General features: G+C 64.0%; 13 protein-coding genes. 7 read left to right on the top strand and 6 right to left on the bottom strand.

What is annotated here, in order from left to right; all coding sequences use genetic code 11:
- The first annotated feature begins 38 nt into the window (after positions 1–38).
- Positions 39–1859 carry a hypothetical protein gene (locus VGG89_07475; GenBank protein ID HEY1976366.1) on the top strand — a complete coding sequence of 607 codons (1821 nt, stop codon included), beginning with the start codon at positions 39–41 and terminating at the stop codon, positions 1857–1859.
- Here VGG89_07475 and VGG89_07470 read toward each other — a convergent pair.
- Positions 1822–2142, bottom strand: a complete 321-nt coding sequence (locus tag VGG89_07470) for a GYD domain-containing protein (GenBank protein ID HEY1976365.1) — start codon at positions 2140–2142, stop codon at positions 1822–1824. The two genes, VGG89_07475 and VGG89_07470, sit on opposite strands and share 38 nt — an antisense overlap.
- Positions 2143–2214: 72 nt before the next feature.
- Between VGG89_07470 and VGG89_07465 the strand changes: the two genes are divergently transcribed.
- Genes VGG89_07465 through VGG89_07455 form a run of 3 tightly spaced genes read left to right on the top strand, consistent with a single transcriptional unit; the run spans position 2215 to position 7111 of the window.
- Complete coding sequence (locus VGG89_07465) at positions 2215–4377, top strand: EAL domain-containing protein (GenBank protein ID HEY1976364.1); 2163 nt, start codon at positions 2215–2217, stop codon at positions 4375–4377.
- A gap of 44 nt (positions 4378–4421) precedes the next feature.
- On the top strand, positions 4422–5726 hold the full coding sequence (locus VGG89_07460; GenBank protein HEY1976363.1) for a copper amine oxidase N-terminal domain-containing protein: 1305 nt from the start codon (positions 4422–4424) through the stop codon (positions 5724–5726).
- Positions 5723–7111 (top strand): serine hydrolase domain-containing protein, encoded by a 1389-nt coding sequence (locus VGG89_07455; protein HEY1976362.1) that lies wholly within the window; start codon positions 5723–5725, stop codon positions 7109–7111. Before VGG89_07460 ends, VGG89_07455 begins: the two co-directional genes overlap by 4 nt.
- Here VGG89_07455 and VGG89_07450 read toward each other — a convergent pair.
- On the bottom strand, positions 7095–10241 hold the full coding sequence (locus tag VGG89_07450) for a two-component regulator propeller domain-containing protein (protein ID HEY1976361.1): 3147 nt from the start codon (positions 10239–10241) through the stop codon (positions 7095–7097). The two genes, VGG89_07455 and VGG89_07450, sit on opposite strands and share 17 nt — an antisense overlap.
- Before the next feature lie 58 nt (positions 10242–10299).
- Here VGG89_07450 and VGG89_07445 point away from each other — a divergent pair, with 58 nt between their 5' ends.
- The gene (locus tag VGG89_07445) at positions 10300–11313 is read left to right on the top strand and encodes a hypothetical protein (protein ID HEY1976360.1); all 1014 of its coding nucleotides are present in this window, start codon (positions 10300–10302) and stop codon (positions 11311–11313) included.
- A 1-nt stretch (position 11314) separates the two neighbouring features.
- On the opposite strand, the gene VGG89_07440 is transcribed toward VGG89_07445, so the two are convergent.
- Genes VGG89_07440 through VGG89_07425 form a run of 4 tightly spaced genes read right to left on the bottom strand, consistent with a single transcriptional unit; the run spans position 11315 to position 15826 of the window.
- Positions 11315–13003, bottom strand: coding sequence for a hypothetical protein (locus VGG89_07440; protein ID HEY1976359.1), 1689 nt, complete (start codon positions 13001–13003; stop codon positions 11315–11317).
- A 41-nt stretch (positions 13004–13044) separates the two neighbouring features.
- Positions 13045–14775 (bottom strand): PDZ domain-containing protein, encoded by a 1731-nt coding sequence (locus tag VGG89_07435; GenBank protein HEY1976358.1) that lies wholly within the window; start codon positions 14773–14775, stop codon positions 13045–13047.
- Positions 14772–15569 (bottom strand): SAM-dependent methyltransferase, encoded by a 798-nt coding sequence (locus tag VGG89_07430; GenBank protein HEY1976357.1) that lies wholly within the window; start codon positions 15567–15569, stop codon positions 14772–14774. Before VGG89_07430 ends, VGG89_07435 begins: the two co-directional genes overlap by 4 nt.
- Positions 15551–15826 (bottom strand): hypothetical protein, encoded by a 276-nt coding sequence (locus VGG89_07425; GenBank protein ID HEY1976356.1) that lies wholly within the window; start codon positions 15824–15826, stop codon positions 15551–15553. Before VGG89_07425 ends, VGG89_07430 begins: the two co-directional genes overlap by 19 nt.
- 115 nt (positions 15827–15941) lie before the next feature.
- On the opposite strand from VGG89_07425, the gene VGG89_07420 reads away from it, so the two are divergent.
- Together VGG89_07420 and VGG89_07415 are read left to right on the top strand one after the other, a co-directional pair.
- Positions 15942–17477: a D-alanyl-D-alanine carboxypeptidase gene (locus VGG89_07420; protein ID HEY1976355.1), complete on the top strand. Its 1536-nt coding sequence runs from the start codon at positions 15942–15944 to the stop codon at positions 17475–17477.
- Between the two features lie 10 nt (positions 17478–17487).
- Positions 17488–19074, top strand: a complete 1587-nt coding sequence (locus VGG89_07415) for an alkaline phosphatase family protein (protein HEY1976354.1) — start codon at positions 17488–17490, stop codon at positions 19072–19074.
- Positions 19075–19079: the final 5 nt, after the last annotated feature.

Below are 19079 nucleotides of genomic sequence, written 5' to 3'. Positions count from 1 at the left end.
CGAAGCGCCGCTGGAATGAAGCGGCATCGGCGACCTAGATGACACCGCGTATATGGCAGCGCGTGCTGCTGGCGCTGAGTATGCTCGGACTGCTCGCCGTCGCCGAGGGCGCGTGGGCGACGTACGCGCTGGAAGGCGATATTTTCGGCGGCTCCCTCTCCACTCCAATTACGCGCGCGCCGTTTCTCGACGCGTTCGAAGCCGTCGTGCCGGGATCGGTTGCGGATCGAAGCGGCGTCCGGCCCGGCGACGCGATCGACCTTCGCGCAATGACGCCCCAGGCGCGCTATTGGTTACGCAACGAACCACTCGCCGGCATGCCGATGCGATTGCCGATCATGCGCAACGGCGTGCTGCGATGGCTCACCGTTACGCCCGAGCCGTATGCGAACATTGCGTTCTTCCGCATCTACCAGTGGATGTTCAACTGGGCATTTTGGCTCGGATCGGCGTTGAGTCTGTGCATCGCGGCCGTCTTGATCGCGCGCCGTCCCGATAACCCGGAAGTCCGCCTCCTTTCGCTGACCTTGATTCTCATCAACCTCAGCGAGAATCTCTTTCCGATCAACGGCTGGCTGACGCCGTGGGTAGAGCTGGATGCGATCCTGAACGTCATCGCGCAGTTTGCGTTCAGCGCCGGCGTCGCGCTGCTGGCGGCGTATGCGTTGCTGTTTGGCAGGCCCATCTCCCGCGCGCGACGCGTGCTCACTGCGCTCGCGTTCGCACTCGCTGGATTGTCGGCGCTGCTGTGGACCGGTGCCGCGCAAGCCGGGCCGGGGCCCGGTGGATTGCTGGGGATCGCCGGCTTGTGGTTTGGCACGCTCGACGTGCGCGCGTGGCTCGCGAACCACCCGGTGGCGTCGTTTGCCGCCTTCGCCGGGCCGTCGATGCTGGCGCTGCTGTCTGCGATCGTCGCCGTGCGCGCCGCAAACGGCGCGGAGCGAACGCGCGTCGCCTGGGCAACCGGATCGCTCGCAATTCTCTACATCTTCGGCATCGCCACCCTTCAGTCGTACTTCACGACCAACGCGGTGCTCTATTATTGGATTCTCAACTTCGCGTGGTTTGCCGCGCCGCTAGGGCTGCTCTACGCGCTGCTCAGCCGCCGCGTGCTCGACGTCGGTTTCGTCCTCAATCGCGCGGCCGTATTCGCAGGCGTCTCGCTGTTCGTCGTCGGCGTGTTCACCTTACTCGAATGGGCGCTGGGCGGCTGGCTGCATTCCGCCGGCCGCGTCGCCAACGTTGCGGTCAGCGCAGCCATTGCGCTCGGACTCGGGCTCTCGCTGCATCAGATACACAAACGGGTCGATCAGTTCGTCGACAACGTCTTCTTCCGCAAACGGCACGAAGACGAGCGCGCGCTCAAGCAGTTCGCGCGCGAGGTCACGTTCATCACCGATGCCGCCGTCGTGGTCGAGCGTGCCGCCGAAACGCTCAAGCGGCACGCCGATGCGTCCTCGGTCGAGTTCGCGCTGCACGACCGCAACGGCAAATACGGAGACGCCGGCGAGAACGATCCCGCCGTCGTCACCCTGCGCGCGTCGCACGAGGTGGTCGATCTGCATCTCACCGACACGGCGTTGACCGGCGAGTTCGCCTATCCGATGCTGGCGCGCGGACACCTCACCGGCGCGCTCGTCCTCGGCCCCAAGACCAGCGGCGAACCCTACGCGCCCGACGAGTCGGTCGCGATCGCGCAGCTCGCACACGGCGTCGCCATCGCACTCGATCTTCTCGGCGTGCGCGCGACCGACGTCAGCCATGAAATCCTCGAGACGCTGCGATCGCTGCCCGACGCGATCGCGCAGCGATTGAAGCCGGTTATTGACCCGGTGCCCGATACACGACGTGGTCCTTAGCGGCGGTATCGATTTCTTCGGGCGTCAGCAACGGCGTCGTCTTCGAGCGCAGCGCGCCCGTCGCATTGACCGCCATCGATAGCGCCGCGGCAGCCGCGTTGCTCGGAACGTCGACGATGATGATCGCGTCGCGCTCGCCGAAGGCGTAGTAGAACGCCTCGAGCTTGCCGCCGACCTCGGCCGTGGTTTCTTCGACGATCTTGCGGCGCGCGGTACCGCCGGCTTTGAGGATGCCCTTCGCGCCTTCGGCGCTGTACGTGGCTTCGACGAGATATTTCGGCATCACAACCTCCAGATAGAGTATTTAGATCAACAATTGAAGGGACCCCAAGCCCGCGCCTGCGAAGGGCTCGGCGTGAACGTCCCGCGGGGTTGGCCAACCGTCGCGTTCCTCGCCGTTTGGTTTGCGCTCATGATCGCGGGCGATATCGCCGCGACGAACTATGCTGCCGGCAACGGCTTCGGCGTGTGGTTCATCGACGTGGCCTTCGAAATGCTCGCGTACCTGGCGTTCGGATGGCGCGCGTTGCCGCTCCCGTTCATCGTTCTGTTCGTCGCCTTTCAAATCCAGCCGCACAATCGGTTCGGCGACCTCCAAATAAACGAGCTCTCTGAGATCCCGTACGCGCTGTCCAACCTCGTCGCCGTCTTGGTGACGGTCGGGCCGTTAGGCGTGCGCTTTCCGCTGCGCACCACGCGCGACGTGTCGCTGTTTACCCTCGTGCTCTGCGTGCTCGGACCGCTGCTCGCCAACGGTTCGTCGCTGGTCGTGTACGGCTTGATCGATCCACAGCTCGCGCCGTGGAGCGGATTCTTGACGCAGCTGCTGCGCGGCGCCGGCGCCGACGCAACGGCCATTATCGTCTTCGTTCCGGCCATCACGCAGCTGTTCGCGTGGCGCGCTCCGCTGGTTTCCGAAGGATCCGAAACCGGCGTGAAGATCGACCGGCCGTTCATCCTCGGTTTGGAAGCGACGATCGCCATCGTGGTCGGCGACTACCTGCTGGGACTGCGGTTCGGTCACAACTTCACCGAGTTCTCCGTGCTGCCGCTCGCGTGGCTGGCCATTCGCTACGGCATGCGTGGCGCGGTTCTCGGATTGCTCGCAGCCAACGTCACGGCGACGATCGCGCAGGTCGCGCTGGCGGTTCCGGTCGACTCGCAGCTCGAGTACCAAGGATTCCTCATCGCTAACGCCCTGCTCGCGTATCTGCTGGGTGCGTTTCGAACCGAACGGGAAGCGCTGATGAACCGCCTCGAGCACGCGGCATACTACGATCAGCTCACCGACTTGCCCAACGCCGGCAACCTGATGGAGTTTCTGGCCAAGGCGCACGGCGGACCAGTAGCGCTGGCCATCGCCGACGTCTGCGATCTGCGGCTGCTCAACGAGGGCATCGGACGCGCCGCGGTCGACGCGTTGATGATCCAGTTCGCGAATCGCTTGCGCGCGAGCGTGAGCGCCGATGCCTTCATCGCGCGCGTCGGATCGGGTGAGTTCGCCGTCGCCACCGCGCACGACGCCGATGCCGCGGCGTTGACGGCTGCCATCCAAGACGTCACGACGACGCCGTTTCCGATCGATGGCTCCCACCTTTTCGTCGAAGTGTCGATCGGCGCAACCGCATCGACGGTCGCGCCGTTCGCGGGCGAGCTGATGCGGCAAGCCGCGCTAGCCGTCCGGCGCGCCAAAGAGTCGTCGCATCGCGCCGTCACCTACCAGCACGCCGTCGAGCAGCTCGCGCCGCCGCCGTTGTACGCCGAGCTCCACCAAGCCGCCGAGCGCGGCGAGTTCGTGCCGTTCTTTCAGCCGATCTATCGATCGCGGCGCGGCATCTGGGAACTCGCCGGTGCGGAAATGCTCATGCGCTGGCGTCATCCCGAGCGCGGTCTGCTCGCGCCGGCGGACTTCATTCATTTGCTCGAGCGCTTGTCGATCTCTAATCGCGTCGGCTGGACTATGCTCGAGCAAGGGCTGCGATTGGCGGCGCAATGGCGCGCGGGCGTTCCCGGCTTCACGCTCTGGGTCAACTTCTTTCCGCGCCAGTTTCTCGAAGCAGACTGCACGCAGCGTATCGGCCAAGCGCTCCAAGATTGCGACGCATCGCCGGACTTGCTCGTGGTTGAGATCACCGAACGCGCCGTCGCGGCCGACGAGAGCGCGTTCACGCAACTCGCGAGCGACCTGCGTGCGATGGGTGTCGCCACCGCGATCGACGATTTCGGCAGCGGCACGTCATCGCTCGCTCGCTTGCGCGAAGTGCCGGCGCACATCCTCAAGATCGACAAGTCGTTCGTCAATCGCAGCGACGTCGATCATAAAGCGATGACCGTTGCGACGACCGTCGTGCGCCTTGCCGCCGAACTCGATCTTCAAGTCGTTGCCGAGGGTATCGAAAATACTGCGCAGGCCAACGCGATGCTCGCGATCGGTTGCGACTTCGGCCAAGGGTACGCGCTGGGCCATCCGGTCCCGGGCGCCGACTTCGAACGGATGCTGCAGGCCGCAACCGTGTAGCCCGCCAAAGCGCCTCGTAACCCTTGCCGTCTCGGAGGCGCCCGATGTTCGCAGCACTACTTCTCGCGCAAGCCGTCAGTATTTTCGTCGGCGGACACCCGCTCTACACCAATCCCGGCCCGATTGAACGCACCGGACGCGTTTTCGTTCCGATGCGCAGCATTTTCGAGCGCATGGGCGCGACGGTGGTGTACGCGTCGGGGAACATCAACGCGACGCGCGGGCGCACGACCGTGGCGTTGACGATCGGCTCGTCGAACGCGCTCATCGACGGCCGGTCGACGCAGCTCGACGTCGCGCCGTTCATCGTCGGTGCGACAACCTACGTCCCGCTGCGCTTCATCGCGCAATCCCTCGGCGCGAACGTCGACTACAATAACAATACGCGCGTGGTCGCGATCACGATGGCGCACATGCCGCCCTACAATCCCGGGCCGCCGCCGTACAATCCGGCACCGCCGCCGCCCGCGCCTGTCGTCGACCTCTACTCGCAGCATCCGGCGCCGAGCAGCTACATCACCAATCGGTTCGCGCCGGTGACCGCACAGTTTACGCGTGCGGCGCGGCCGGGAACCGTCCGCGTGCTGCTCGACGGTAACGACATCACCTATCGCGCGGGTGTCCGCGCCGGCGGATTCTCCTACACGCCGCCCGCGCCGCTGTCGTTCGGCGCGCACCGCGTCCGCGTCACGGGCATCGCCGTCGACGGATCGGGTTTCGATCGCACCTGGACGTTCTACGTCAACGGCGCGGCACCGCCGCCCGCGACGCCGATCGATTTGCGCAACGTTCAACCCGGCGCGGGAACGACGATCGCCAATCGCTTCGCAACGATCTCGGCCAACTTCTCGCGCAACGTCGACGCGGGCAGCGTGCGCGTGTGGCTCGACGGCGCCGACCGCACCAATCAATCCGGCGTCTCGGCGAACGGCTTTTCGTTCAAGCCGCCGGCGCCGCTGTCGTTCGGGTCGCACACCGTGCGCGTCGCCGGACGCGGTCCAAGCGGCGGCTCGGCCTTCGACCGGTCGTGGTCGTTCACGGTGCAGGGGCAAGCGCCCGCGCCAATGCACCTGACCCTCAGTTCACCGTCGGGCATGGTCGTCGGCAGCACGTTTACCGTTGCCGGTAACACCGTCGCCAACGCACGCATCGCGGTCACCGTCGGCGTGCCGCCGGCGTCGTCGGGTCAGACGAGCCAAAACGGCAGGGCTGGACAGTACGGCAACTTCAGCCTCACGATTACGGTCCCGACCAATCCCGGACAACAATCCATTAAGCTGAAGATCACCGCGACCGATCCCGTCACCGGACGTTCGACCAATCAGACCCTGCAGCTCCGGTTGCGATGATCTTCTTCCTCCTGCTCGTCGCGGCGATCGCCGCACCCGCGCAACCACTCGCTCCCGACACCGTTGCGCGGGTCGACACCACCGTGACCAAAGCGCTGTCGGCCAGCCATATTCCCGGCATGTCGATATCGGTTTCGCGCGACGGAACGATCGTCTACAGCAACGCCTACGGCTACGCGAATCTCGCGCGCCATACGCCGGCGACGGTGCAGACGCACTACGAAATCGGCTCGATCACCAAACAGTTCACCGCGACGGGCATTCTGCAGCTCAAAGAAGCCGGCAAACTCTCACTCGACGACACGATCGGCAAGTGGATTCCGCAGTACGCTCGCGGCGCGAAGATTACGATCCGCGAGCTGCTGCAGCAGACGACCGGTATTCCCGACTACACCGACACGAACGGCTTCGAAAAGATCGCCGGCACCAAGACGCCGTCGTTTGCCGCCATGCTCGGCATGATCTCCGGAAAACCGCTCCTGTTTGCGCCGGGATCGCGCTTTAGCTACAGCAATACGAACTACATCATCCTCGGCGAGATTCTCGAGCGCGCGTCGCATACGCCGTGGGAGAGCTACGTGCGCTCGCATCTGTTCGCGCCGGCCGGCATGACGAGCAGCGGGTTCATCGACGACGAAGCATCGCTCAAGCCGATGGCGACCGGATACGGCCTCAGTAAAAAGGGCGTCAAAGTCGCCCCGCCCCTGATCTCGGGCTGGGCGTGGTCGGCCGGCGCGATCGTTTCGACCGTCGACGACATGCAGCACTGGGACGCCGCGCTCTTGCGCGGCAAACTCATCAACCAGACCGATCTCGCGGCGATGTTTACGCCGGGCAAGTCCGCGTGGGACAAAGGGTCTGGGTATGCCTTCGGCTGGGTCGTCGACAGCGTCGACGGCCACAAGCGCATCTGGCACAACGGAGGAACCTTCGGATTTCTCTCCGCGAACCTGCTGTTTCCCAAAGACCGCGTCGCAATCGTCGCGCTGCAGAACGGCCTGTCGATGGCGGGTCCCGAATCCACCGCGACGCGGATTTTCGAAGCGCTCGAACCGTCGGCGGCGCTTGCGACGTCAGCCGCCGGCGAAGATCCCGCGGTCACGGCTCGGCTGCGCAGCTTGATCGCGGGCTTGGAGAGCGGCACTCTCGACCGCTCGCAGTTGACGCCGCGACTGAACGCGCGCTTCTCGCCCAAGATGCTCGCCGGAATCAAAAGCGAGATCGGTCCGCTCGGCGCGCCGCAGCAGTTGCTCTACGTGCGCAAGGTCAGCACGGCGAAAGTGACGATCTATACCTATCGCGGCGTCTTTGCCGCGGCGACGTTCAACCTGAACCTCGGCATCGATTCGATGGGGAAAGTCAGCGGGATTACGATGACGCCGTAAGGCCGGCGGGACGCACGATCTCAACGTCGTCGTCGCTCTGGGCGTTGGGCGCCGCGACCAATCCTATGCAAGCGTTACGACCGGCTTCTTTTGCCAAATATAGCGCGCGGTCGGCGACGTCGATCGTCTGACTCCACGAAACGGCGCGCGGCGCAGTCCTGACGAACGGAAACGCGGCGAAGCCGATCGACGCCGTCATGTCGATGCGTTCGCCTTTGTCGTCGACCGCGAACTGCCGCGACGCGATCGCTTCGCGCACGCGCTCGGCAATCTCCGGCGCGTCTTCCCGGCGCGACCCGCGCGCGACGGCAAGAAACTCTTCGCCGCCCCAGCGCACCACGAAGTCCGACTCGCGAAACACTTCCAGAAACCGTTCGCGCATCTGCGTCAGCACCATGTCGCCCGCGTGATGACCGAAGCGATCGTTGACCAACTTGAAATGATCGATGTCCGCGATGAAAAACAGCAGATCCGCGGCCTGCGGAGCGGGCGCGCCCGCGCCGCCCGCCAGCCAATCTTCGTAGCGGCGCAGGGAGACGGCGACGTCGGCTTCGACGTGTTGAATCAGGAAGCGACGGTTGCGCAGACCCGTCAGCGGTTCGGTAACGCTCATCTCTTCGAGGCGAACGTTGGCCTGCGACAACTGCTCGTTTGCCCACGCGAGCTCTTGCGTGCGTTTTGCGACCACCGCCTCCAGCTCGCGCTGCTGCCCGCGCAGCACGGTGGTGCGAATCTTGTAGAACGCGTAAGCGCCGACCACGATCAGGATCGCGGCGAGCAGCCGCGCCCACCAGGTTTCGTACCACGCGTAATCGGCGCGCACCGCCAGCGCAAACTCGCGCGGGCTCCACTGTCCGAGTTTGTTGGTCGCGCGCGCCCGCAACGTGTACTGCCCCGGCGGCAAGTTCGTATACGACGCGACGCGATATTCGGGATCCGCGTCGATCCACCCATTGTCGTATCCGTCGAGCTTGTACGCGTAGCGCACCGACTGCGACGCCGGATACTCCAACGCCGCGAACTCGACGCTGATGTCGCGACGGGCCGCGGGCAGCTCCACGGTTCCGAGCCCCGCGTTGAGTCCCCACGTCGACGTCGCGCGTCCGCCGATTTTGAGCGACGCCATCAGCGGCGGCGCCGCGTCGCGCGATTTCGGCAGCGCGCTGGGTGTGACGACCGTCAAACCGTGGCGGCCGCCGAAGACGATCGTTCCGTCGGGGAGCTGATCTGCGGCACCGGGCGTATAAAACGTGTCGGGAATGCCGTCGGCCCATCCAAGTAAACCGGCGGAGTTGGCCTTGGGATCGAACACGACGAGCGAGTTGGTCGTGCTGGCCCAGATTCGGTGTTGCGCGTCTTGCGCCAAGTTAGTGATGTTTTGAAACGGCACACCGTTGACGGCATCCATGCGGCGAATGGCATACGTCCCGTTGCGTTTGTTGAGCCGATTGACCGGACCGTCCATCGAGCCCACCCAAACCTCGCCCTTACGATCCTCGAGAATCGACACGATCTCGCCGGTTCCGAGCGCGTTGGCATTGTCCGCCTCAGACAAGAAATGCTGCACGCGGCGCGTCTTCGGATCGACGAGATTGATGCCGTTGTCGGTGCCGGCCCAAACTCGGTGTTCGCGATCGGCGGCAATCGCGGTAAGCGTCCCATCGGACAGGCCGTTGGGGCCGCTTCCCGCACCGAAACGGGCGGTGATCTTGCCGTCGCGTACGCCGACGAGCCCGCCGTTTTGCGTTTCGACCCACAGCGTTCCGTCGACGGAAACGGCACTTCCCATACGCTGACCCGCAAACGCGGCCGGCCCGCTCGGGCAAACGATCTTCTGCTGTCCGATGGCCAGCGTGCAGAGTCCGTCCGACGTCCCGATCCATAGCGTGTCGTCGGTCACCAACGTCAAGGCGTTGACCAGTAAGTGGTTGGGCAAAACGTAGTGCTTCGTCGCGCCGGTGCGCGGATCGAGAAGGGTGAGCTGTCCCTCCGTGCCGCCGATCCACAACCGCCCGTGCGGATCGCCGATCACCGCCTGCACGCCCGCGTTGGTGAGTTGGAGATACGTATCGGTGGCCGCGAGGTTGTAGATGCCGCGGCTGCGCGCATCGTAGGCTTCCAATCCGCCCGATCCGCTCGCGATCCACAGCAAGCCCGAACGATCGCGAAACAGTTGCCACACCGGCCCGGGTGTTTCCCCGCTCGCGCTCGGCGCGTCGATCTGCACGCGGCGCACGCTCTTGGTCGAAAGATCGACGATGCTGAGCCCGGTGTCTTCGGTGCCGATCAGAACGGTACTCGGCCCGGTCTGCGCGATCGCCCACTGTTCGCCGTCGGCTAACGTCGACGGATCGCCGCTCGAGGAAAAGGTTGCCACGCGCCGCCGCTGCGGATCGAAGACGGTGACTTGGTTCGTTCCGCCGACCCACAACCGCCCCGCGTCGTCTTCGTACAAGCAATACGCCGCCGACGCCAACCCCGAACGCACGAACGCCTTAGCGCCTTTCGTGCGAACGTAGACGCCGCGCAAGGAGGCAACCCAAACCGCGCCGGAGCGATCGGTCAATAGCGCCTCGACGCGCGGCTGCGTTTGCCCGTGCGCTTCGAGATCGAAGTGTTCGAACGTATCGCTCTTGGGATCGAAACGATCGAGTCCGCCGTCGCCGCCGACCCAAATCCGTCCGTCTTCCGAGCGGTTGAGCGCGACGACGTTAGCGCTGCGCGGACCCTTGTTTCCGCTTTGCCGCGGTCGCCAGGTACGAAACGTTTGCGACGTTTGATCGAAGCGTACGAGCCCGCTCGACGACGTGCCGATCCACAGCGCGCCCGCCGGATCGGAGATCAACTCGCGAATCCAGCCTTCGGGCAGCGCCTTGGGATCGTTCGAGTTCGGCAGAAAGTTTTGGAAACGATACCCGTCGTAGCGCGCGAGTCCGTTCAAGGTGCCGATCCAAACGAATCCCGTGGAGTCTTGCGCGACCGCGTACGCCGACGGGTGCGGCAGCCCGCGCATGTCGATGCGCATGAAGACCGGATCGGCAAGCGCGGCCCATGGGGAAACCGGCTGGGCTTGGAGAGCGGCGGGGCTGCCCAGGACAAAAGCCAGAAGGAAGGCGCAGAAACGGCCCACGGCTCGGGGAAGCTTCTCCGGCGTCCGGCTGATTGACTGCTCGGGTTACAATTTCTTTATGCGTACTGTCATTGCCGCCACACTTCTTCTGCTTGCCGGCTGTTCGTCATCCGCAATGACGCCGACGGCGCCTTCGTCCTCCGACGGTGCGTTGCGCGCGCGCAGCTTCGGCGTCACGCCGTTCAACGCGCCCACGAGCGCTTTTCCCGGCGCGGTTTCGACCGAGCCCACCGGCATCCGCGGGCAGTACATCACCGCGACGGTAACGTTGAATACGGGCGCGACGCTGGGCGGACTCTACAACCGCAACAGCAAGACGTGGGTGCAGATTGCCTATCCCGGCGCGCAGTCAACGGCAGCCTATGGCCCAAAGCCGATCAAGGGCGGTTATCTCATCGTCGGAAGCTTTAAGAACGCCGGCCAAAAAGGCGACGACGGCTTCGTCTTCAATTCAGTCACGAAGCAATACAAGTCGATTATCGTCCCGCCAATTCTCTGCGATCCGCAATCGTGCAACTACACGATCGCGCACAGCGTCTATACCGTCGGCAAGCGTTACCTGGTCGTCGGTAACTACGACGCCGGCACCAAAGCGCCGACGATCGCCGGCCACGCGTTCCTCTTCGACTCCAGCCGGAAGGCAATCTCGACGATCGACGTCAAAAATGCGGTCAGCACCACGGCATACGGCATTTGGATCGACGGCAAGACCGTCGCCGTCGCCGGCGGCTATGCCGACAAGAAAGGGCGGCACGCCTACGTCCGCGACATCGTCGGAGGAAACGATTTCCTGACCTACGACTATCCCAAAGCCGCGCTCACGCACTTCGAAGGCATCACCGGCGCCGGCGGTCCCGGCAACTACAACGTCGTCGGAGACTATACCAAGCCGCGCGATAAAGCGGTCTACGGTTTTTACATGCAGATTCGCAACTGGATCGCGTGGCCGCCGATCGTCATCGGCAAATTGAGCGCCAACTCCGTCAGCGTTCGCGACGTCATCGGCGTCTACAATCCCGGCAGCGGTATCTCGGGCTACATCACGATGCTGCCCGTTCAAGATCCACCGTAGGTTACGGACTCGGCGTCGGATACGATCCGTTAGTCGGCTGCAGGTGACGCTGCGCGATCGGGGCCGGCAGCGATCCCTTTAAGGTGTAGAACGGCGACGACGGCGTGAGGTGGAAATCGCCGTGCGCGAAGTCGACGAAGCCCGGATTGGCTTTGCTCACGTTGATGCCGCTCATGCCCGAGCCGTCGCACGGCGTTCCCACCGCATCGTTGCCGTCGGTCGCCGTCGCGTACTTCGTTTGGATCTTCCGGCTAGCCCAGTCTGAGGTGAAGTTCACGTACTGCTGCCAATAACACGCGGCGAACGGGGGCCCCTGATGGCCCTTGGTCTGGGGCGCGGAATAGAACAGATTGTTGATGGCGTAGAACGTCGTGGGCTTAAGCTGGTTGGCGTTCTGGAAGACCGGCGCCGACTTAAGACCGTACGGGTCCTTGTTGCCGATCGCGATCACGACGTTGTTGTAGAAATACACCACGCCGAACCGGTTGTTCTGCGGATCGCCCTCCACGACGCCGTCGCCAAACCCGTCGATCACGCTCATCGCCTGGAACTCGGTCGGCCCGCGCGAGACGAACGTATTATCGTGCACGTAGAGCTGGCTGGCGCACTGCGTGCCGTAAGCGTCCATCTGATGCCACTCGTAGTCGCCGTTGGACTGCGGGTCGCGAAACGCGATGAGGTTGTTGCCGCTGTCGATGTAGTTATCGGCGTACTCCACGCAGACCGAGCGATCTTTGATGTTTTCGCCCTGCGTGTGCGCGATCGGCGGCCCGAAGTAGTTGTGGATCACGCGCTCGCCGACCAGCTCGAAGTAGTAGTTGTGCTGGCTCGCCTCGCCATTCCCGTTGTCGGTGATCGTGTTGTCGGTCACGTAGAAATCGCGCGATTGATGGTGCGATCCGTCCAGCGAGTTGGTGAACGCGCCGAGCCCGTTGTTGTGGAAGTAGTTGTTCTTGATGAGCAGATGCTGCGCCGGATCGATGTACAATCCGGCGACGAACTCCGCCCACGGTTTGACCGGCTGACCGCTCACCGTGCACGTGTATACCGGCTGGTTACTGCCGGGATACTTGCCGAACGCGTTTTCGACCTCGAAGTTCTCGACGATGATGTACCCCGGCGTATAGCCGTAGACTTGCTGCGGCACGGCGGTCGACGACGGCAGACCGATGCTGATCATGCCGGCGCAGATCTCGTACGGATCCATACCTTGCGACGCGTACTGCATCGCGTGGCTTCCGTCGAACAGCGGGCGCTGTCCGGATTTATTCATGACGCCTTCGACGGCGATCGCCTTATGGTTCTTGCCGCGCACCGCAATGTAAATCGCGTCGGTGTACGCCTGCGCGCGCCAATAGATCAAGACCGTGTCGCACGGCAGCAGTCGCAGCCATGGCACGTCGTGCGGCTCGGGATACGCTTGTCCCGGACCGACGCGGTACGTCAACCCTTCGTTCGCGCGGCACGCGCTGCGATCGGGTCCGGTCGAGGTGTAGTCCCACGGCACGGGCTTCTCGACGGTCGTAAAGTCCGGCGTCTTCTTCGGCAAGGGATACGGCGTGGGCGCCGCAGCGTGCGCGCGCATGGCGCTGGGCGCCTGATGCGCCGCGGGAGCGAAGCCGCCGCCTCCGCAGGCCGCCAAAAGACAAGCGGCGGCCAGCGCCGTCGCAAAGACGTACCTTCCGTTCATGACCCTATGCTAGCTTCGGCCGCGTCCAGGAAGCGTCCAAACTAGGCGATCGAGCCCGCCTTCGTTCGCAGCGCCGCCAGCTCGCGATCCTTGATCTGGCACTGCAGCAGTAGCGCCTCGAGCTCCTCGCGCAAGGCGCGCGCGTCGATGTGATCGTACGACGCGCCCGCACTTTGCGTGAGGTGCGTGAGGCTGCGCACTTCGTCGGGATCGATGTCGGCGCCGTTACGGTGCGGTCCGTAGAGGACGATCGTCACCAGCTCATCGCGCAGCATCACCGGCGTCGCCAGTACGGCATGACCGACGCTAGGCATACTGCCCGTCGACCACGCGACGTCGGCCAGGCGCACGGGCTCGCCTTCGGCCAGCAAATGCAGCACGAGCGGATCGTCGCCGGTCAGCTCGGTCACGTCGGCGTCGTTCCAGCCCACCGACATGTCGCGCAGGAAACGCGGTTCGTCGCCGGCGCGATGGAAGAGCGCGGCCGACGTTAGCTTCAGCGCTTCGACCGGTTCGTGAACGAGAAACCGGTCAACCGCCTCGTGCGTTTCCGCGCGCATTACCGCTGAGGCGGCGCGCGATAAACGCTTCTCAGACAGGTGCCGCGCACGAAAGAACGTGCCGTCCACGAACCGGTCGACGCTTTTGTGCAGCATGTTCAGCCACGATCCCAACGCCAGCGCCACGATGATCTCCGCCGTCAAGGTCAGCCGCGACTGGCTGAACTGCGCCGACATGACCCAGTCCAGCAGAATAAACGTTCCCGCAACGATCGACGTGATCGCGCCGTAAATGACCGCGCGGCTAATCGCAAACTCGATATCGAAGACGCGCCGCCGGATAATCGCATAGGCGACCGTCAGTGGAATCAGCGCGCCGAGTGCGGTCAAGAAACCCGAATACCATTCCGGCAGTCCGTAGGGCAAATCGATGGCAATCACGCGCATGACCAGCACGATCGGAAACACGAGGATCCAGCGAATCCGCTGGCGTTCGTCGCCGTGACTGCGCAGCAAGGTCACGACGAAGATCGCCGCAGCGCCGAGGTATAGGATCGACGTAAAGAACGCGAGCCGCGCTTCTGCGGTCCCCACCGGCAAGCCCCGCCCGTTCAACTGCCAAAAAATCGAAAACCACGCGATCGGCAGCACGATCGCCAATACGACGGCAACGGCGTTGACCGGTTTGCGCCAGCCGTCCATCCGATCGTTGGGAAAGCGCAGCGCGAACATGGCAACCAGCGGACAACCGGCGCCGCCGATGGCGGCCAGCAGAAAGTAGTTTGCCCAATACCAGTCGTCCGGCCCCGGCAAATACAGGCCGAGGTCGCCGAAGCGCCGCACGACGCAATACAAGTAGAATATCCACGTCATCGCGCTCGGGCGCATCAAGAGCACCGCAGACCCGACCACCAAAAACAGGAGGTACGATGCGCTGAGCGCGAGCAGGCGAAGGTCGACGCCGAGCCACTGCGCCTCCGGCACGAGCGTAACCGTGCGCGTGACGCCGTTGTGAATCACGCCGAACGTTACCGTCACCGGCGGATCGCGATAGAGGTCGCGCGGAATCGGAACCGCGATACGATCGCCCGGCTGTATCGACGCTTTGGCCGCGGGCGATCCGTCGTCGACGGCGCCTACCACGCCGTCGAAGTTGGGCGTAAGGCCGATCGACGGACACGCGCTCCACACGCACGCCACGTGCGGTGCCGCCGTCCCGAGCATCCAGACACCCACGACGAGGACCACGGCGATGCGCAGCAACCGGTTCATGCGTGCATCCGCAATCGGCGCAGCATCGTTTGGTCGACGGTGGAAAGCTCGCACGGGGGCACGAAAAGCGTGCTCAGCGGCGTGACGCCGGCTCGCGTTAGATGCGCAAGCGGCACGCGCATGATCTTCGGCGCGCACGCCGCAAAGCGCGCCGCCTCGTACACCACGACTTCGTGCTCCGCCGGATAGGTTTGCAGCAGCACGTCGGTCAGCACCGCTAAGCCGTGCGGATTCCACGCGTCGCGACTGGTTTGGTACGACAGTTCGGCGATCGCACCGATCTGCCAGAGCACCAGGTTGCTCGCGGGATCGGCTGCGCGCCCGAACACCAGAAAGTCCGTGGCTTCGTAGCTGCGGCAGCCGCCGTGAATCGGATCGATGCCCAAGTCGGCGAACAGACAATCCTCGGCGGAAACGGCGGCGAGCATCTCGGCGGCAAAGCCTTCACCGCGCGCACGCCTGACGGATTCGTGCAGCGGATAGGCTGCGACGCCGGGGTGGCCGTACGATACCGCGCACACGCGCAACCCGTCACGAACCGCATCGAGGATGCGATCCACCATCTGGGCGTAGGTACGACTGCGCTCGACTCCGGTACGATACAGAACCGAGAGCGACTCGGTGTTCGCGTTGAGGTTCGTCAGCCACAGTTCCGCAACCGGATCGGCGACGAGTGAAAAGACTTTATCGGCCCGTGCGATGCGCTCCGCGGTCTCGTTGGTGGTTTGCAAGGGCGCGCGAATCCCGATACCGACGGCACATAGCGAACCGCTCGCTACTTGGGCTTTTTGCACGGGTGAAGATCCAGCAGCACTTGGATCGTGTAATGCATGCCGCCGGCCGGATTGGGTCCGCTTCGCATCTCGAGCATCACTTCATCGGTGATGCGAGCGGAATCGGCGCTCGCCAATGCATCGCATTGTTCGGGCGTGAGGCCGGCGGCCTTCAACAGACCACGACGCTCGTCTTCATCGGCAGCGTTGTACCGCTCGAGTTCGTCGGGATCGGTCGCGAGCTTCAGGAGATAGTGTGTGAGTCGCGGATGCGGCATGGCTGTCCCCTTGTGCTCGCTATGCTCCCCGAGCGATAGCCCAATCTCCTAGCCGCTAAACGTGCGCATGCCTGCCGCGCCGGGCGTCCGCTTGCGGCATGGCGAAGGAGCCCCTATGCACGGACTATTATTGGCGATTTCCTTATTTTCCGTTATGCATCAGCCGCGTTACGCACATGCGACGTGGGGGCTGCGCGTGCTCGACGGCTCGAAGGTGCTCCTCAACGTCAACTCGAGCAAACAGCTCTTCATCGGGTCGGTGCGCAAGGTGTTCACGCTCGGCGAGCTGCTCGACGCGGTCGGCCCCAACAAAACCTACGACACGCCGGTCTATCGCACGGGCCCGATCGTAAAAGGCGTGCTGCACGGCAATCTGATCCTCGTCGCGTCGGGCGATCTGACGATGGGCGGCCGCACCAATCCCGACGGCTCGATCGCGATCAGCAACTGGGATCACAACGAAGCCGATAGTCTGGGCAACGCCGTGCTTACGCCGCCGAACCCGCTAGCGGGCTATGCGAAGCTCGCCCAGCAAGTGCGCAGCGCCGGCATTCGCCGCGTCACCGGCGAGATCATCGTCGATGACCGGCTCTTCAAACCGTTCGACTTTCGGGGCGAGTTTCGCGTTGCGCCGATCTTCGTCAACGACGACGCGGTCGACGTTTCGATCACCCCCGGCGGCACGCCGGGCAGCCCGGCACAGATGGCGACGCGACCGGTCTCCGCGGCGCTGCACGTCGCGAACGAGCTGCGCGTCGGCGCGCCCGGATCGAAAGATACGCTCAAGATCGGGCCCGAGTTTCCCGCCTGCATCGGCGCGCCGAACTGCAACGTTGCCGTGACCGGGTCGCTTCCGAGCACCTTCGTTCCGCCGCTCACCGGTACGCCGCAGCTCGTGCGGATGGTGCGCATCGTGCAACCCGGCAACTACGCGCGCACGGTCTTCATCGAGCAGCTCGGCGCCGCCGGCGTGCGCGTCGACGCGCGCAACGTCGAGCCGAATCCCGTTGCGCTGCTGCCGCTGCGAGGGTCGTACCTCGCAACGAGTCAAGTCGCACGGCTCAACGGCCTGCCGGAGTCCGACAACGCGAAGCTGGTGCTGAAGATCAGCTACAACATCGGCGCCGACACGAGCCTCGTGCTGTGGGGACTCACCAAGCACGTCGACTCGATGCCCAACGCGCTCGTCGCGGAACGCAAGAATCTCGCAGCGCGATTCGGCATTCCGAGCAGTCAATATCACTTCGTCGACGGCAGCGGCGGCGGCGACTCGTCGGCAAGCGGCGGCGCCGTGATCCAGATGCTGCAGGCACTGCAGCGCCGCCCGGCGTTTTCCACGCTCTATAACGCTCTGCCGATTCTCGGCGTCGACGGATCGCTCGCCTTCGTCAAAGACTTTGCAAAGGATCCGACGCTCGCCGGCGCTGCCGGCAACGTGCACGCGAAAACCGGAACGTGGGTCGACGCCGACGCGTCGGGACGCCCGGTCCTCAAAGGCCAAGCCTTCGCCGGTTACATCACGACCAAGAGCGGCCGACACTTAACGTATGAGGTCGTCGTTAATAACGTCGCCATCACCGGTATTCCCGACGTCGTTCACGTTTTCCAAGACGAAGGCACGATCTCTGCCATGCTCTGGCGCGACTATTAGGAGGATTCTCGTGCGTAACTCGTTGCTCGCTGTTTTTGCTTCGCTACTGGTCGTTGGCTGTTCGCATAGTCCGACGTCGCCGGTCGTGCCGGCGAGTGGTCCTTCGACTTTGCTTCGCCACGGTCAGGATGACAATAAAATTCAGCACGTCGTGTTCATCGTTCAGGAGAATCGGACGTTCGATAACATCTTTGGCGGGCCCAATCCGTTTCCCGGAGCCGACGCGGTATCGTTCGGGCAGACGAGCAGCGGCAAGCAGCTCGCGCTCAACGAGGTCAACCTCGAGAAGCCGGTGTTTTCCGGCGGCGACCCCAACAACTACCATTTTCAATGGATGACGGCGTGCAACGCGCCGTCGCCGCCGCCCTGGCAGGTCGGACAGCCGTCGCCGTGCCGCATGAACGGCTTCGATCAAAACGCCATCCAGCAAAAGGGCTACCCCAAACCGGTCGGCGTGGGCACGATCTATTCGTATGTCAATCGCTCCGAAGTTGCGCCGTACTGGTTCATCGCCAAGCACTACGCGCTTGGCGACCATTTCTTTATGGGCCACAACAGCGAGTCGTACACGGCGCACCAATACATCTTCTCGTCGCAGTCGCACGGCACGGTCGACGCGCCGGTGTTTCCATCAAAGAAGATCTCTTGCGGATTGCTGCACGACTTCTGCGTCTACACGCCGTGGGGATGCGACTCGCCGGCCGGCACGATGACCTACAGTTTAAATTCTATGACGGGAGCTTACACCGCGCCGCCGGCGCAGCCGGCCGGCCCGGCGCCGTGCTTCGGTCAGCACGGCGGCTATCCGTCGATCGCCGATCTCGCTTTGGCAAAGAACGTCAGCTGGAAGCTCTACGCCTACTCGATGTGCTCGAGCATCGTCGGTCTCGACGCGAACTATACGATCCGCCACGCCAAACCGTCGATCTGGCCCGACGCCTCTAAGATGGCCGACTGCTACTCCGATTATGGTCTCTATTCGCCGCTGCTCGCGAACAGCACGCACTTCCGCGCGCAGCAATATACGTTCGTCGGCGACGAAAGCGGCGGCATACCGCTCTCGAGTATCACGTGGATTCTGCCGGGACCGTACACGTCGGATCATCCGGGCATTCCGTTCGGAGACTGCGGACCAACGTGGGTCGCGCAGGCGATCAATGCGATCGGTGCGAGTCCCGATTGGAAGTCGACCGCCATATTCGTCTTCTGGGACGACTGGGGCGGCTTCTACGATCACGTTGCGCCGTACGTCGTGCGCGATCAAGTCGGCCCGGGCTTCCGAGTGCCGCTGCTCGTGATCTCGCCCTACGTCAATAGCGGGCAAGTCGTGCACACCAACGTCGAGTTCGCGACGCTCAACAAGTTCGTCGAGCAGACGTTCAATCTCGGCTCGCTCGGCGCCACCGATGCTTCGCCGTACCTCAACAATCTCAACGGCTTCTTCAACTTCAATCAGGCGCCGCAGAAATTTACCAAGATTCCCTTCCCGAGCTACTTGCGCTGCAACTACCTGCCCGGCAAGGCGGACATTCCGGCGAGCGTTCGCGGCGCGTCGCGCTGGGTGCGGGAGATCGCGCCCCGCGACGACGGCGATTAGCGTCG

It is taken from the genome of Candidatus Baltobacteraceae bacterium (assembly GCA_036488875.1).
Classification (GTDB): domain Bacteria; phylum Vulcanimicrobiota; class Vulcanimicrobiia; order Vulcanimicrobiales; family Vulcanimicrobiaceae; genus JAFAHZ01.
This window is presented reverse-complemented; position numbering and strand designations above follow the sequence as displayed.